Origin of the sequence: Paraburkholderia caledonica, from assembly GCF_000383275.1 — a bacterium.
Classification (GTDB): Bacteria; Pseudomonadota; Gammaproteobacteria; order Burkholderiales; family Burkholderiaceae; genus Paraburkholderia; species Paraburkholderia caledonica.
In genome coordinates this window covers 10,836-26,726 of the sequence record NZ_KB911057.1, presented here as the reverse complement: position 1 = coordinate 26,726, position 15,891 = coordinate 10,836, and the positions used below count along the sequence as shown (strand labels likewise).

Annotated in this window: 15 protein-coding genes and 1 pseudogene; 7 read left to right on the top strand and 9 right to left on the bottom strand. The window is 59.7% G+C overall.

All coding sequences use genetic code 11. The annotated features are described in order from the left end of the window. On the top strand, nucleotides 1-705 hold a 705-nt coding region (locus tag H281_RS35270), incomplete at its 5' end, for a transposase (protein ID WP_020065029.1). Between the two features lie 333 nt (nucleotides 706-1,038). Here the strand turns inward: H281_RS35270 and H281_RS0133850 are convergent. From H281_RS0133850 to H281_RS0133840, 3 genes are all read right to left on the bottom strand, one after another. Further along, a complete protein-coding gene (locus H281_RS0133850; RefSeq protein WP_241077942.1) occupies nucleotides 1,039-1,899 on the bottom strand; it encodes a haloacid dehalogenase type II in 861 nt (286 codons plus the stop codon). Next, nucleotides 1,896-3,140, bottom strand: coding sequence for an MFS transporter (locus tag H281_RS35265; protein ID WP_020071558.1), 1,245 nt, complete (start codon nucleotides 3,138-3,140; stop codon nucleotides 1,896-1,898). The genes H281_RS0133850 and H281_RS35265 overlap by 4 nt, the downstream gene beginning before the upstream one ends. 111 nt (nucleotides 3,141-3,251) lie before the next feature. Further along, a complete protein-coding gene (locus H281_RS0133840) occupies nucleotides 3,252-3,983 on the bottom strand; it encodes an SDR family oxidoreductase (RefSeq protein ID WP_020071557.1) in 732 nt (243 codons plus the stop codon). A gap of 121 nt (nucleotides 3,984-4,104) precedes the next feature. On the opposite strand from H281_RS0133840, the gene H281_RS0133835 reads away from it, so the two are divergent. Further along, nucleotides 4,105-5,016 carry a LysR family transcriptional regulator gene (locus H281_RS0133835; protein WP_020071556.1) on the top strand — a complete coding sequence of 304 codons (912 nt, stop codon included), beginning with the start codon at nucleotides 4,105-4,107 and terminating at the stop codon, nucleotides 5,014-5,016. Nucleotides 5,017-5,031: 15 nt separating this feature from the next. On the opposite strand, the gene H281_RS0133830 is transcribed toward H281_RS0133835, so the two are convergent. After that, nucleotides 5,032-6,054 (bottom strand): LLM class flavin-dependent oxidoreductase, encoded by a 1,023-nt coding sequence (locus H281_RS0133830; protein ID WP_020071555.1) that lies wholly within the window; start codon nucleotides 6,052-6,054, stop codon nucleotides 5,032-5,034. Nucleotides 6,055-6,153: 99 nt separating this feature from the next. After that, the gene (locus H281_RS0133825; protein ID WP_020071554.1) at nucleotides 6,154-7,011 is read right to left on the bottom strand and encodes an oxidoreductase; all 858 of its coding nucleotides are present in this window, start codon (nucleotides 7,009-7,011) and stop codon (nucleotides 6,154-6,156) included. Between the two features lie 354 nt (nucleotides 7,012-7,365). Between H281_RS0133825 and H281_RS37715 the strand changes: the two are divergent. After that, nucleotides 7,366-7,543: pseudogene (locus H281_RS37715) on the top strand (carboxymuconolactone decarboxylase family protein); the annotation flags it as partial. A gap of 23 nt (nucleotides 7,544-7,566) precedes the next feature. On the opposite strand, the gene H281_RS0133815 reads toward H281_RS37715, so the two are convergent. The 3 genes from H281_RS0133815 to H281_RS0133805 all read right to left on the bottom strand — a co-directional run bounded on the left by H281_RS0133815 (nucleotide 7,567) and on the right by H281_RS0133805 (nucleotide 11,946). Further along, nucleotides 7,567-7,938 carry a response regulator gene (locus tag H281_RS0133815; RefSeq protein ID WP_020071553.1) on the bottom strand — a complete coding sequence of 124 codons (372 nt, stop codon included), beginning with the start codon at nucleotides 7,936-7,938 and terminating at the stop codon, nucleotides 7,567-7,569. Continuing rightward, on the bottom strand, nucleotides 7,931-10,120 hold the full coding sequence (locus H281_RS0133810; protein WP_020071552.1) for a PAS domain-containing sensor histidine kinase: 2,190 nt from the start codon (nucleotides 10,118-10,120) through the stop codon (nucleotides 7,931-7,933). The genes H281_RS0133815 and H281_RS0133810 overlap by 8 nt, the downstream gene beginning before the upstream one ends. Nucleotides 10,121-10,416: 296 nt before the next feature. Next, nucleotides 10,417-11,946 (bottom strand): PAS domain-containing sensor histidine kinase, encoded by a 1,530-nt coding sequence (locus H281_RS0133805; protein ID WP_020071551.1) that lies wholly within the window; start codon nucleotides 11,944-11,946, stop codon nucleotides 10,417-10,419. A 519-nt stretch (nucleotides 11,947-12,465) separates the two neighbouring features. Between H281_RS0133805 and H281_RS35255 the strand changes: the two genes are divergently transcribed. Next, entirely contained in the window at nucleotides 12,466-12,669 is a 204-nt protein-coding gene (locus H281_RS35255) for a type II toxin-antitoxin system ParD family antitoxin (RefSeq protein WP_020071550.1), read from the top strand. A gap of 59 nt (nucleotides 12,670-12,728) precedes the next feature. Here H281_RS35255 and H281_RS0133795 read toward each other — a convergent pair whose 3' ends face one another. Beyond that, a complete protein-coding gene (locus H281_RS0133795) occupies nucleotides 12,729-13,205 on the bottom strand; it encodes a response regulator transcription factor (protein ID WP_338117958.1) in 477 nt (158 codons plus the stop codon). Between the two features lie 251 nt (nucleotides 13,206-13,456). On the opposite strand from H281_RS0133795, the gene H281_RS0133790 reads away from it, so the two are divergent. From H281_RS0133790 to H281_RS35700, 3 genes are all read left to right on the top strand, one after another. Next, entirely contained in the window at nucleotides 13,457-14,170 is a 714-nt protein-coding gene (locus H281_RS0133790; protein ID WP_020071548.1) for a glutathione S-transferase C-terminal domain-containing protein, read from the top strand. A gap of 278 nt (nucleotides 14,171-14,448) precedes the next feature. After that, nucleotides 14,449-15,054 carry an ankyrin repeat domain-containing protein gene (locus H281_RS0133785; RefSeq protein WP_020071547.1) on the top strand — a complete coding sequence of 202 codons (606 nt, stop codon included), beginning with the start codon at nucleotides 14,449-14,451 and terminating at the stop codon, nucleotides 15,052-15,054. Continuing rightward, entirely contained in the window at nucleotides 15,051-15,854 is an 804-nt protein-coding gene (locus tag H281_RS35700) for a hypothetical protein (RefSeq protein WP_020071546.1), read from the top strand. The genes H281_RS0133785 and H281_RS35700 overlap by 4 nt, the downstream gene beginning before the upstream one ends. The last annotated feature ends 37 nt before the right edge of the window (nucleotides 15,855-15,891 follow it).

Here is a 15,891-nt window from a genome sequence, read left to right as displayed (position 1 = left end):
CAGGCAGGGATCATTATGGACGTTGAGGCGACGCCGGCGAATCGGTCACAGGAAGTCGAATCAACCAGAACAATGATTGACCGTGTAGAACGTCAATGGGACCTGACGCCCCGCAAGCTGGTAGGTGACACCGCCTACGGCACAGCAGCGCTGCTTGGCTGGATGGTTGAAGAGAAACACATTGAGCCGCACGTCTCGGTCTGGGATAAAACAACGCGCAAGGACAATACGTTCTCCCGTAGCGAATTCATCTGGAATGAACAGGCCAACGAGTATCGATGCCCTGCAGGGAACGCGCTACGCAGCGACTGGCGTCCACTGAAAAATCCACGCACGCACATCACGAAAGCCAACACCATCGTGTATCGATCGAGTGAAAAGAACTGCAGCCATTGTTCGATGAAGAATCAATGCTGTCCGAATATGTCGTTTCGCAAAATCACGCGCAGCATCCATGAAGCCGCCCGCGATGAAGCAAGGCGCATCGCGACAACCGCAGAATACAAGCAGTCTCGCCGGCAGCGAAAGAAAGTGGAAATGCTCTTCGCTCACCTCAAGCGCATCCTGAAGCTGGATCGCCTGCGACTGCGCGGTCCAAGCGGTGCTCATGATGAGTTCCTGATGGCAGCAACCGCGCAAAATCTGCGAAGAATGGCCAAGTGGCTCATGCCAGCAAGCAAGCAGATGAATCAGGCCGCTACATGACCAGCAACGGGGGATCGCTGCCTGATTCAAGTTCGCCACTTCGCTAAGCGCCACAACTCGGAAACGTGTCGCCAACTTCTGCGCCCCCAACCACAACACGACTTTTTCAACAGAATCGGTCGGGCTGAGTCCATCGGCCCTTCAAGCTCGTCGCCGCAAAGCGGTCCTTGGTGTTCCGCTTCCCGAAAGGGGCCGGTCGTCACCGCGTGCTTCCGACCCGTTGCCGTCATCTGCCCAACCCCCGGCCGATGTCTGCAAGGCGACCCACAGCGGGCGTGCGTAGGCCGCGTGACCGGCATATGAAGGCTCGTGATGGTTGCCCGGCCGATCTGTTCAGTTACGACCCAGGAGCGACGCGAGTTGCGGTAAATCGGAGGCAACAACGTCGATGTATGACTCCGGCAAGGTGTCGACCTCCGTCCCAAGACCGTTTTCAAAGGGACGCGGAACAAATGCTGTGAGCAGCCCGCTGCGCTTGGCCGCCATCAGATCCCACTTGTGAGCAGACACCAGCATGATCTCGCCCGGTACAAAGCCGAGATACTCAGACGCGAGTTGGTAGACACGCGGATCAGGCTTGAACGCGTGCACCAGTTCGCCGGTGAGGATCGCGTCAAAGGGCAGTCCTTCGCGTTTGACGAGGCCGATCATTCCCGCCATCGACGCATTGGTCAGCGTTGCGACGATGAAGGCCTTGCGCAGCAATGTCAGTCCTGCCTGCGAATCGCTCCACGGTGTCATCGCTGTCCAGACGTCGAGCAAGCGGGTCCTGTCATCGTCGGAAAGCCCATTGCCGCCTGGATAGCACGAAAGCAACGCAGGCAACACGCCTGCATACACGGCGCGGTTGGGCTGCCATGGCTTGCGCCCGGCGGCGATCTCGACGATACAGTCGTGCGCCGCAGCGCTCCACCGTCCCGGAAAAGTTGACCAGTCCTGAAGCCGCGCCTCCACAGCGGGAAGCCGGGCCAGTTCATGCATCATCGGATCGTAGAAGTTGAAGACGGTGCCTTGCATATCGAAGACAAAGGCCCTGGGGCGAATGGTGTCGTGTGCAGTTGTCATTGCAGTTCCTGACGGCGAGGGTGACAGCCCGTGAGCGAGTGCGGCAACGGAAACGAGCGACAGCGATGCGAGAATCTGCACGAAACGCCGTCGTCTGGGCTGCGGTACATGAGGTTTCGATAGGTTCATGATGTTTCCCGTTGCATGATCCGGTGTCGTCGAGTTGGGCCTGACGCTCGGCATCGCCCCAGTGCGCCTCGGGCAGGCACGGCCGCCGGACGCTCCGACCATCGGTACATCGCGACAACCGCGAGTCCCACCACCGCCAGAGCCACGCCGGCGTACACCGTCGTGAGGACGTCGACGCCTGCGAGCGTCAGTCCGCCCAGGAATGACCCGCCAGAGATGCCGAGGTTAAACGCAGCGACGTTGAGCCCCGCCGCCGTACCGACCGCCTCGGGCGCCTCTCGTCGAGCCACGAGGACGACAGTCGCCTGCATGATGGGAGGAACCGCGAAGGCGAACGCGCCCCAGACAAACAGGTTGACTAACACCAGCGCCGGGTGGTGTGCGGTGAGCCAGAGCGCGGCGACCGACGCAGCGATGCCGCCCAGCGCGACGTTCATGCTGAGCTTCGGGCCATATCGGTCGGACAGACGCCCTCCGCCAATCGTCCCCACCACGGAACCGAGTCCGAACACCATGAGCCCGACGGTTACGCCTTCGCTCCTGAACCCCGTGGTATGAATCAACAGCGGCGACAGGTACGTGAACACCGCGAACGTCGCTCCCATGCCTAATGCAGCGATCGCATAGAGCGGCATCAATGCGCGGCTTTTCAGCAAAGCGAGTTGCGAGAGCACGGTCCCGGCGCTGCGCTGAGCCGCAAGCGCGGGCAAAAGCCGCCAAAGACCGATGGTCGCAAGCGCGCCCATCGCGGCCACTACCAGGAACGGCAGCCGCCAGCTCATCAGATCGCCGAGCCACGTTCCGCCAGGGACGCCAGTCACCATCGCGACCGTCAGGCCGCTGACCATGATCGCCACGGCCCTGCCTGACTTATCCGGCGGCACCAGCGACATGGCAACGGTTGTCCCGAGGCCGAAGAACACGCCGTGCGCGACCGCCATCACGATCCGGATCGCGAGCAGCGCTGGAAAGGCTGTCGAAAGTCCGGCCACCAGATTGCATAGCGTAAAGAACGCCATCAGCGCGAGCAACAACGCGCGGCGCGGCAAGCGCGCCGTCAACGCGGAGACCACAGGCGTGCCGACCGTAATGGCCAGCGCGTAGAAACTCACCAGCAAACCTGCCGTCGACACGGAGATGCCGAACGCCCTTCCAATGTCGGGCAACAAGCCGACGATAACGAATTCCGTCGTTCCGATTGCGAACGCGGCGAAAGCGAGGGAAAACACAGCTGCGGGCATGATGAACTCCTCAATGAAGTCATTCGGGCTGGCTTTGCGGTGACTGGCGCGCGGACGGGTCAAAAGAAGCCCTCTGTCCCGCCCGGCGATCAGCTACCGCGGCGCCGCGCTTCAGAAGTCCTGAACGGTGGGACGGATCACGATTTCGTTGACGTCGACCGAGTTGGGTTGCTCGATTGCGTAGGCGATGGCTTGCGCAATCGCTTCGGCGGGGATCGCCATCCTGTAGAAGTCGACGACAAAATTGCGGCTGTCGTCGTGGCCCGAACCGAACTTCAGTTCGGTGTCGATCGCCCCAGGTGAAATGACGGTCGTGCGGATGTTGCCGCCCACTTCATGCCGCAGACCTTCAGAAATCGCACGCACCGCGAACTTCGTTCCCGAATAAACCGTGCCTCCTGGGCTGAAGACCTTCAGCCCCACAACCGATGCGATATTGACGAAATGGCCCGACTGCTGTTTTTCGAATACCGGCAGCGCCGCGGCGACTCCGTACAGGAGGCCCTTGATGTTGATGTCGATCATCCGGTCCCACTCGTCGGTCTTGCGCAGTGACAGTGGCGCGATCGCCATCAGGCCAGCGTTATTCACCATGACGTCGAGGCGCCCATGTTGCGATACGACGTCGCTGATCAGGCGGTTGACCTGCTCCTGATCCGTCACGTCCACCTGATGGATCGACACTCGCCCGCCTTTCGCCAGAATTTCCGCTGCAACGCGTTGCAGCCTGTCGATGCGCCGGGCGGCCAGAGCAACAGTGGCGCCCTTGGAGGCAAGAAGTTTGGCGGTGGCTTCACCGATTCCGCTGGAAGCACCGGTAATGACGACGACCTTGTTTGCCATGATTTCTCTCCAGTAAGTTGAACTGCGTGAAGAGAAGTCTCGTCCCGACGAGCACTTTTGATTAGACTGGAATGTATAGAATGTCTTTTCCACCCTTGCAAAGATCGTCACTGAGGTGTCAATGACCGAGCTCGCCGACCTGAACGACATCGCCGTCTTTGTGCGAGTAGCGCAGTCCGGGAGCTTCAGCCGCGCTGCGCAGGCGCTCGGCATGCCTGTGTCGACCGTCAGTCGCAAGGTGAGCGCGCTTGAGGAACGGCTCGGCGTAACCCTGTTGCAGCGCACGACGCGCAAGCTGAGCCTGACTGGACAGGGGCGCGCCTACCTGGATCAATGCAGCGAGCCGCTAGCTCATCTGTATGACGCCGAGCGCGTGATCACCCAGACGCAGAAGAAACCGGAGGGCGTGCTACGCATCTCCGGTCCTGTGATGCTCGAACAGGAACCGTTTTACGCCTTCATGTCGGCATTCATGAATGACTACCCGCAGATTCAGGTGGACCTGTACTTCACGAACGCGTTTATCGACCTGATCGCCGAAAACGTCGACGTTGCGATTCGCTTCGGACAATTGCAGGACTCGAGTCTTGTTGCGCAGCGAGTAGGAAGGAGCGTGCGACAGCTCGTCGTCTCGGCCGACTATGCACGAAACCATCCCCTTCCATCGCGGCCCGACGAGCTCAGCCAGCATCCCTGCGTGCTGATCAACGCCCGCAACAACGAGACGGAATGGCACCTGGTGAACGGCCGCAAAGCGGCCAGGGTACACGTGAGCGGGCCGGTTGCCGCGCGCGACTTCCACATAGTCCATGCATTCGCGCTGCGCGGGCACGGCGTCGCGCTGCTTCCCTCGAGCTACTGCGACCCGCATATCGCCCGCGGAGAACTGGTGCGTGTGCTGCCCGACTGGTCGTCACCGGAGCTGTTCGTCCACGCCGTTTATCCGACGCGGCGCTTCATGCCGTCGAGGTTGAAAGCATTTCTCGATGCGCTGAAAGCGTGGAAGGGACCGCTTTGGCTTCCGTTGCGCTGAAGGTGCGCCGTCGCACTAGCGCCAGCCAAGCGCGGGAGCGACGTGCGTGAGGATCGATTCGATCACGTGTGCGCAGTAGTCCACGCCGAGTTGATTCGGTACGGTCAACAGTAGCGTGTCGGCTTCCGCGATGGCCTCGTCCGCTGCGAGTTGCCTGACGAGTGCGTCGGGCTCTGCCGCATAATTGCGGCCGAAAATTGTCCGGATGTTGCCGTCCAGCAGTCCGATCGTATCGTCGCTGTTCGCATCGCGTCCAAAGTATAGGCGGTCCCGATCGTCCACCAGCGCGAAGATGCTGCGACTCACCGACACGCGCGGTTCGCGCGCGTGGCCGGCTTCCTTCCAGGCCTGCCGGTAAGCCCGAATCTGCTCCGCCTGCTGGACATGGAGCGGACGGCCCGACTCGTCGTTCTTCAGTGTCGAGCATTGCAGGTTCACGCCCATCCCGGCTGCCCATACCGCGGTGGCAACCGATCCCGAGCCCCACCAGATGCGATCGCGCAACCCTTCGGAATGGGGCTCGACGCGTAGCAGGCCCGGTGGGTTGGCAAACATCGGTCGGGGATTTGGCGCAGCGAAACCTTCACCGCGCAGCACTTCGTAGAACACTTCCGTGTGTCGACGGGCCAGATCGACGTGCGTCTCACCCTCGCCCGGCGCATAGCCGAAATAGCGCCAGCCGTCGACCACCTGCTCGCCCGAGCCGCGGCTGATGCCGAGTTGCAGGCGTCCCCCGGCGATGAGGTCGGCCGCGCCCGCATCCTCGGCCATGTACAGCGGGTTCTCGTACCTCATGTCGATGACGGCTGTGCCAATTTCGATGCGGCTGGTTCTCGCCCCAACAGCCGCCAGCAACGGAAATGGTGACGCGAGCTGGCGCGCGAAATGGTGCACGCGGAAATACGCGCCATCCGCGCCGAGTTGCTCGGCGGCGACCGCGAGGTCGATGGACTGGAGCAGGACGTCGGAAGCCGAACGCGTAAGCGAGTGTGACGACGCAGACCAGTGGCCAAACGATAGAAAACCGATTTTTTTCATGTCAGTGTCGCGCAAGCCCGAAAGGCAGCGACCGCATCTTGTATGAATCGGGCAGACGCCGCTCGCATGCGCGCGGTCTGCCCGCTCGTTCCTTGCGGCTCAGGCCGGGAAGTCGGTGGATGCGGAAAGCGCCTTCCAGGTTTCCGTTTCGGCCGTCACATATGCATTCTTTTCCGCGAGTGCCTTGAGCGTGTCCGTGCCCAGCGGCAAACGCAGTGGCGGCGTCTCTGCATCGACGAGCCTGACCATCGCGGTTGCGAGTTTTGCGGGATCGCCTGGCTGATTATGATTGATCTCGCCTGCGAGTTGCCGCAGCTTGCCCGACGTCTCGTCATAGTCGCTAATGATCGTCCTGCCGACGGCCAGCGACGACGTATCCAAGAAATCCGTGCGGAAGAATCCGGGTTCGATCATCGTCGCGTGAATGCCGAGCGGCTTGAGTTCAGCATGCAGTGCTTCGGTGATGCCTTCCACAGCGAATTTCGTCGAGCTGTAGACGCCGACGCCTGCCGCCGCCTGATAACCGACGATGGACGACGTGTTGATCACATGCCCCGAATGCTGCTTGCGCATCACCGGCAACACGGCGCGTGTGACGTTGAGCAAACCAAACACGTTTGTCTCGTAGATGCGGCGGACTTCAGCATCGCTCGATTCCTCGACGGCGGCGAGCAGCCCGAAGCCCGCGTTATTGACCAGTACGTCGATGCGGCCGAACTTATCGACTGCGGCTTCGACTGCCGCCTTCGCCTGTGCCTCGTTTGTCACGTCGAGTGCAAAGGTGAGCAACGCGGGCGACTCTCCAAGCCGCTCGGCGATCGCGGCGGCGTTGCGGCCGGTCGCGACGACAGCGTTGCCATCGTCGAGCGCGGCTTGCGCGATCAGTGCGCCCAGTCCGCGCGATGCGCCGGTGATAAACCAGACGCGCTTGAACTGCTGTTTCGTGAGGGTATTCATGGCTCTTCTCCGTGCTTGGTGATGAATGTGAATCGCAGTGCATGGAAAGGAGTGTCAGACTGCCGTGGAATTTTGATTAGACGGGCAGGGATGGAATGACTTTTCCGTCAGTGGAAAAATCGGCCAAACGTTCGACATCGCCCGAGCCCGGCGGGCGCATGTCGAGAAGTTTGGATGTCGCAAAACCAGATCAACGCGATCCCCGGTATGGTAGCGACAACTGCAGTTCAGTACATCCCTGCGAGTGTCTCTTCATGGCCGAAAGCACCGCAGCAGTTGTATGCGGCGTCGCAAATGCACCCTCGTCGAGTGCAGCAATCGCGCCGGATTCAAAGCATCGTCAGCATGCAGGTCATGGTCAACGTCTTGATGTTCTACGAGGCCAACCCGAATGATCAAGGCCCTCTCGCGCTGGAAGACCGGATCGGCAAGTTATCGCTTGAAAAGTCCCTCTTCGAACTGGTCCGCCTGCGCGCACCGCAGATCAACGGATGCCCTTCTGGTGGGCATGCACGCGACCGATTCGCGCAAGCCCGCAGCCTGCGGAAATCGCAGCTAGTGGCTGGAGCTAGCAAGTGCCGATGAGACGGCACGTTTTAAGTCCGCAATCCCGAACGGCTTTGCGAGGACGGGTGACGCATTGAACCCCGCAGGCACTCCGCCGGGACCATATCCTGTGCTGAACACAAACGGAATCTGTCGTTCGCACAGAATGTCCGCGACCGGGAACACCGGTTGCCCATGCAGGTTCACGTCCAGCACCGCAAAGTCAAATATCCCCTTACTCGCAAATTCGCGTGCCTGATCGACCCGTGCCAACGAAGCCGCGATCTCGCAGCCAAACGATTCAAGCATCTCCTCGATCAGCAAAGCCACGCTGCCTTCGTCCTCAACCACCAACGCTTTCAACCCAGCGAGCTCAGTCATAGGTTCCCCCTTCGTTCATTGATAACGGAATGGCGAGACGGCAACGCAGGCCTTCATCCTGAAAGGACAGCGCAACCTGGCCGCCCAGGTCTCGAACTATGCATCGCTCGATCAGGCGTGTCCCGAAGCCGCGATGCTGGGGTGGCATGACAGGCGGTCCGCCACGCTCCAGCCAGGATATATCGAGCGTATTGCCGCCTTCTGCGGGACTCAGAACCCACCGGATTGCCAGCGACCCATCGGGGGCGCTCAGGGAGCCATATTTCGCCGCGTTGGTCAGAAGTTCGTTGATGCACATCGTCAGATTGAGCGCGATGCGCGGCGTCACTGTGATGGCAGGCCCTGCGATGACCGCGCGATCCTGCATGGCACCTGTAAGCGGGGAGGTAATCTCCCGGACAAGAGCTTCCAGCGGTGCGTCCTGCCAATGCCGCTTCGCAAGCAGCTCATGCGCCCGCCCAAGCGACAGGAGCCTGGACTCAAATGCGCCGATGAATGCGTCGACGCTCGTGGCATGCCTTGCCGTCTGTGTCGCCAACGACTGGACGGTGGCCAATGTGTTCTTGACCCGGTGATTCAGCTCGTCGATCAACATCTTCTGACGGCTTTCCGCCTGCTTCTGCTCAGTAATGTCGACGAGCATGTTGATCGCACCCACCAGTTCTCCGTTGGCGTCGTGCAGGGGCGTAGGATACGGCACGAATGGCACCCGTGTTCCATCGGGGCGCTCGGCGACAGCCTCCAGCCCGCGAACCGGGCGGTCTTCCTTCAGCGCTACTGCCATCGGACATTCATCGTGAGGCAACGGCGTGCCGTCGGGCCACAACAGGCGCCATGTTACGCACCACTGATCGCCTGCCACAGGCGTACGGCCGGCCATCTCCACGGCAGCCTTGTTGTAGAAAGTAATGCGGCCTTCAGCGTCGGTGGTATAAACAGCGGCAGGGAGTGCCTCCAGCAGTTCGCGCATGTGTCGCTCCCGCTCGCGCAGCCGGTCCTCGAGGCGCTGCGTCGCCGTAACGTCCTGGATTACGCGCACGCCATAGCGAAAGCGGCCTTGCGCGTCACGCACGGACGAGCTGGAGACGTGCAGGTAAGCCATGCTGCCGTCGGACCGCGTGGCCCGCTTGCGGATCGAATAGTGTGCCAGTTCGCCGCTTACCTGACGGGCGTACATTGCGGCGTCCTTTTCCCGGTCATCCTCGTGCGTGTAATCGGTGAACCGCATATCAAGCAACTCATCCCGACTGCGCCGCAATATCCGGCAGTGCGCATCGTTGACCCGCAACAGGCGGCCAGTTGCGTCAGTTTCGACGATGCCGACCGTGACCGCCTCATAGGTGGCGGCAAGACGTTCCTCGCTCTCGCGACGCGCAGTTTCTGCTTCGTGCAACATTGTGACGTCGGTCGTGAAGCAACGGGTGTTAAGCAGTCTTCCGTCCAAGAAGCGTCCGTTGGAGGTCACAAGCACGTGCCTGATGGAGCCATCCTTCGCGCGCAGCCGCGCCGGAAACCGGACGAGGGGCTGGTTGGACGAGAGGCGCTGTAGAATCTCCCGTATCACGCAATCGTCCGCATGAAATTCGGCGATCGGTCGACCGACATATTCACTTTCCGTATAGCCGAGCAGTTCGAGTTCGGCTCTGTTTGCCCTCACGATGGTCCCGTCGCCATTGACAATATGCAAAGCAACCGCGCTGTTTTCGAAGAAATCCTCCAGGTCCTCAGTCCTGCGACGGATTTCATCCTCCATGTGCCTGCTGGCCGTGATGTCCTGAAAACAGTTGATGGCCCCTTCGATGCGGCCTTGCGCGTCCCTAAGAGGCCGGATGTTGACAAGCGCAACGATGCGCGAGCCATCGGGTCTTTCCATGACGATCTCGGCGTTGCGCGTCACCGCGCCGTGAAAGATGGCGTCGGCCATCGGGCATTGGTCGTGTGCGACAGGCTCGCCATCGACCGTGAACAGCCGGTGCGATCCGCAGAAGCGCTGGCTGCCCATCGTAGGCGTTCTGCCCCACAGGTGAGTCGCCTCAGCATTGCAGCGAAGGAGCCAACCGTCGCGGTCACACAGATACACCGCGCCGGGTATCGCGTCGAGCGCGCCGGGCGTTGCGGCCAGAAGCGCCTGCAGTTCTGTCATGATTTGTGCGGCGCCCGAAACTTGTTCAACGTTCGACATGATTCAGACCGGAAAGAATGCGGGTGGGCAACGAATCGGCTTGCCACATAGGGACACTTTTCCCATGTGTACCGCTGTTTGCGGCAGGCGTAAAACCGCTCTCGCGGATCGAACGGCGGGTCGCGAGTGGCTCGCCATTCCCGCGAGTGAAATCCGTTCGTTCCAGGTTTCCCGTTGCCAACAGGACTTCGAGGTCAGGCAGACAGGATAGCGCAGCGCTCCATGCCGTTTGCCTTGCAGGTCTCGCCGGGGGAGTAGAGATCGGCGCTGTCCTGGGTACGGCAAAGAGTGGCCGCTCACGCTCGCAACGCTTTTGCGAGGTCTGCGAGGCGATAGGGCTTGGCTACGAACAGCACGTCGCTCAGTCCGCCTTTTGCGTCGCGAAGCGCGGCAGGTGAATAGCCCGATGTAAGCACTACCCTGATCTTCGGATAGTCCGAGCGCACCACTCGTGCAAGCTCGATTCCGCTCATCCCGTGGGACATTGAAATATCACTGACGACAACGTCAACGTCCCGGCGTTCCCGGAGGATTTCCACTGCCTCCGAGGCACTGCTTGCCGGCACGACGTCATACCCGATGCTTGCCAGCAACTCCGACGCAACACCCAGCACATCAGGTTCGTCCTCGACAAGCAGCACCGTCTCCGCCCTCGGTACCGGCGGGACGTCGAGGTTGATCGCCGGCTGCGCGACGGGCAGATAAAGATCCACTGTCGTGCCCATGCCCACTTCACTGGAGAGGCGAACGTCGCCGCCCGACTGGGTAATGAAGCCGTACACCTGACTCAGCCCCAGCCCGGTTCCCTTGCCGGGCTGTTTGGTGGTGAAAAACGGCTCGAACGCCTGTGCAAGAACATCGCCGGACATACCCGTGCCGGTGTCCGAAACCGAAACGCGAACGTAGCCGCCTTCCGGCAGTGCCGGGGTCATCGTCGCGTCCGCCTGGACCGTATCAGTGCGGACCGTGATGATACCGCCGTTCGGCATGGCGTCGACCGCGTTGACAACGAGATTGAGCAGCGCCGCCTCGAACCGTGCTGCATCGACCAGAGCAAAGGCATCTCCGGGTTCGAGAGCTAGTTCAACATGTATGCTGCGGTTGCCCGCGCGCGATAGCATGGGCGCGAACTCGCGGATCAGTCCGTTCAGGTCGTGTACCTGTGCCTGCAGAGGCTGCTGGCGCGCGAACGAAAGCAACTGCTGGGTGAGCGTGGCGCCGCGGTCAATCGCCCGCCGCATGCCGTCGATCATTCTTTTGTGAACCGGCGTAGGCGACTGGATGGCGAGCACCTGCAGACCGTTGGACAGCACCGCAAGGAGATTGTTGAAGTCGTGCGCGACGCCGCCCGTCAGGCGCCCGATTGCCTCCATCTTCTGCGCCTGGAAGAGCGCCGCGTTCGCTTTCTCGAGGGCGGCTGCGGCTTCCTTGCGCTCGGTGATGTCTCGCGTAATCTTTGCAAAACCGAGCAGGGAACCTTCGCCGTCCCGGATCGCATCCACCACGACGTGCGCCCAGAAACGGCTACCGTCTCTACGGACCCGCCATCCTTCGCGTTCGGCACGCCCGGTCTTCGCTGCCGAGGCAAGCATCAAGGCTGGCAGGCCGGCCGCCTTGTCCTCGTCGGTATAGAAACGGGAAAAGTGTTCGCCCACGATTTCTGGCTGTGTATAGCCCTTGATTCGCTCAGCGCCAACGTTCCAGCTCGTCACGACTCCTGCGGGTGAAAGCATAAAGATCGCATAGTCCGTAACGCCTTGCACCAGAATCCGGAAAAGCTCTTCTGTTTCGGCTGCACCGCCGTGGGGGTTCGGAATCTGGTCCATCTTTCGATCCTTGTTCAGGTGCTGATGGTGGCTGCGACGTAAACTCTACCGCTCGTAGTGTCTAGACTTTGCCCTGTCACTTATACACTGACGCCGACGCGCCCACACGCTTTGATGCCACACAGGTTCTCCCTTCTGCATTTCGATACACGCCGGTGATACTGCTGTCGGCCGTATCGGAACAGGCAGACAGCCCTCAGTGGAACATATTCTTCAGGGAGCCCGCGTCAACGAAGGCACTCCTCAATGTGGCCGACCGGTTCGTCGCAGCACATCTGACGCACGCGGGCGTCATCAAATCTTATGGGCAGGGCATCCAGGCGCGCTGTCCAGCCATCGATTCGCGTTGTCGGCCTTGAACCGATATACCGGGAATTCGAGCACAGCAATCTCTGCAGGGAGCGTTTCGGCTCCCCGTTAAACGGTCGAGCGGTACTCACCCGTCGGCGCAGAGTGCCCTGGCACGAAAGACATGGGCGAAGGGTATGATGGGTTCCCACCCTCACCTTCCACGCCCCCATGTCGAGCAAACACGTGCTGAGCATCAGTATCACCGAGCATCTGACTGCTTTCATCCGACAGGAAGTCGAAGGCGGGCGCTACGGCTCTGCGAGCGAGGTGGTGCGGGCAGCTTTGCGCCTGCTCGAAGAACAAAAACAGCGCTCGTCGCCTGAAAGCAACGCACACGCTATGCCCCGCTCTGCGGAGCCGCCCGCCAAATAGCACGCCACGGTCGAGGCGTCGCAACGCGGCCCGCCACCGACATCCGGCTCTTTTGGCGCCTACGAAGCCGCAGGGCTCGTAGCGGATTTTGGTCGTCCTAAGGCTATCCGCACCGTGCTGATCATTAAGGCGGTGTCTAACGGTTTATTCAGGAATCCAGCCGCACCTCGCGCCAGAGCCTCCGCGCGAACGGCTTCATCGTCGTTCGCGGTGACGAAGATAATGGGCACACCAGCCGGTGCCAGGTGACGTTGAAGCTCCAGCCCGTCCATGCCCGGCATCTGGACGTCAACGATCAGGCACCGCGGCAGGGGCGACTTCACCGACCGAAGCGTGTCGAGAAACGCCTCGCCACTGGTGAAGGTGTCTGTTTCTATCCCCTCGGATCGCAGCAAGCGCTGAAGGGCGCGGCAAACTGACTCGTCATCGTCGATCACTGCGACAGTTTGATGAGGCGCGGCCATGAACGTATCCCCATGCCCTTTGGCGGTCCAATCGTATGACAGCGCAACCAACGCCTGATTGACGCGCCACACATGTATTTTACCGCGCACCCGTTTAACATCATCGAACTACCGGCTGAACGGGACCCTGCCTCGCCTGCAAGGCCGCTCTGCAGCCCTGAGATGCAGAAGCCGTGCATTGCCAGCCCGGTTGCCTTGCTACAGACGCACAGCGGCCGGCCGTCCCTTGGAGTGGGCAGAAATGAAGTAGCATGGCCAACGAACGTCCGGTATTTTTCTTCTGTCGTTAATGAGTTGGTTCCCGCCGCAGAAAAGGAGTGCGTATGCTGACGCTCTATTCCTATCCGGATCTCTTCGGGGTCGCCGATAACAATCCGTTTGGTCTGAAGGTATTTGCATTCATGCGATTGTGCGGGCTCGCTTTTGAGCATCGTCACGTCCTCGACACTAGCACTGCGCCGCGTGGTCAATTGCCGTATCTCCTTGATGGCGAGGATACGATCGGCGACAGCGACACTATCATCGCTCACCTGACACATCAGTACCATCTTGACATCGATCGCGCGCTTTCGCGAGAGCAGTTGAATCTCGACCATATGATCCGTCGAACGCTCGACGACCTGTACTGGATCATGAGCTTTTCACGCTGGCGCGACGAGCGCTTCTGGCCGCGTTTTCGCGACGCCGTGCTTGCCGCCCACCCAGACATTCAAGCGAATGATCTTGAAACCGCCCGCGAATACAACCGCCTGCGGTACCACTATCAGGGCATCGGCCGATATGAACCGGAGCAGGTCTATGCGCGGGGTATCGCGAATCTGCGCGTCGTGGCAGACCTGTTTGGTGACACCAGCTATGTCTTCGGGAGCGAGCCTTCCACCGTTGACGCGGCGATCTATGGCTTCGTCGCCAACATCTATTTTTACGAAATTGACACGCCGTTGAAGCAGTACGTGCTCTCCCGTCCGGCGCTCGTAGACCATTGCGAAGCCATCCATGACCGGGTCGGCACGACCGGCACCGATTCGGCAGTGTGAACGACACCTAAGGCCAGTGAGATCCCGCGCTCAACCCACTGGCGCGTGAAAGCGGTGCGTCATGCTGTCGTTCCCGACGGTCTCGTTCAGTCAGTCCTGCAGATGCGGTCAATGGCCCCCGGAACAGTATTCGAGCGCGGGATGCCAGACAGCAGTAGCTCTTCGATGAAATAGCGTTTTCACAATCCGCTCAAGAGCCCTATCCTCTAACGAGCGCGGTAACGCAGTGCCTCAGGAAGCACCAGCCGGGTTTCATCTGACGAGGGCGGAAAATCGTGATGCTCAAGTATAAGAACAAGACCATACGCCAACGATCCGTGGTGTTTTCCGTGTTGCCTGTTCTATTCGTCCTCTTTGCGTGCTCGAAAGCACCGGAGAGAAGCCCGCTTACGTTCGCAGCCGAACATGGTGACCTGTCCAGAGTTCAGCAACTGGTGAACGCAGGTGTCAATGTTAGCGCAAAAGATGATAAAGGCCTGGATGCCTTGTCTTACGCGATAATTAACGAGCGCCCCGAAGTAGTAGAGTACTTGCTGAAACATGGGGCAAACGCAAATACCGAGAATGGGAGTGGTATAACGGCCCTGGTTATCGCTGCAACGGTAGGCGATTTTGCGATTATCAGGACTTTGCATCAACACGGCGCGGAAATAAATCGGGCCACCAGGGACGGCGTTACGCCGCTGATGGCCGCTGCTGCATCGGACAATTCGCAGACGGCTGCATTGCTATTGTCATATGGCGCAGACCCATGCATGAGGGACAAAAATCGTCTGACAGCGCGCCAGATAGCGGATCAATGGCGCGGAATCGAGGAAACATCGCGGGTCATAAGCAGGAATAAAAAGCTGGAAAGCCTGAATTGCCCGGGAGCAGATAGATGAAAAATGCAAAACGAGCAGTTGCTTTTATCATGCTTACGCCCGTTTTCTTTATTCTCTCTCTTTGGGTCTCGGCTTTCCCTCACGAGTACGCCCATTCAATAACCGCATGGCTGTTCGGATACAAGCTGAACCCTTTGGATATCGATTACGGAAGATTTGACTGGAAGAACGTACTGTTCGTCGACGGGATCGATGAGCATGTCAATTACTTCCTGATTTATCTTTTCGGCGACAGGTTTGCGATAGGGATGATCGCTTTTGCCGGGCCATTTATTGCCACCTTGTTACTATACCTTGCATCATCGCGCGTCGTTCGTTCGACGAAGCTGCGACGCAGGCCCTTTTTATTCTATTTTATCGTTTGGATCAACGTCACCAATCTCTCCGAATTGATCAGTTATGTCGTGCTCAGATCTATTACAAAACATGGTGATCTCGGCCATATAGAGTTTGCGTGGGGCATCTCGCAATGGCTTGTCTTTATTGTCGGCTGCATCTTGTTGTCCATCGCAACGTGGAATTTCTTTTCGCGCACGCTCGTAGCTTTGTATCTCGCCGCAGGGGCAAATCGACTTTCATTCAAATGTTTTTTTGTATTTTTGTTTTCGGTTTATTTGTTTGCATATCCTGCTGCACGGGTGTTGCTGGAGAATAATGACCTGTTCTCTATAAGCATGTCGATTCTGTTTTGCATACTTACCCCGGTTGTTGTGATCGTCTTCTGGCCAGGACGGGGCTGGGTAAAGCAGCGCGAGCACACCTATCTGGCGAATCCGGGCGGTGAGGCTGTGAAACCCTGAGCGAAGGATTGAAGCTTCAGCGCCCCCGTGGGCAATC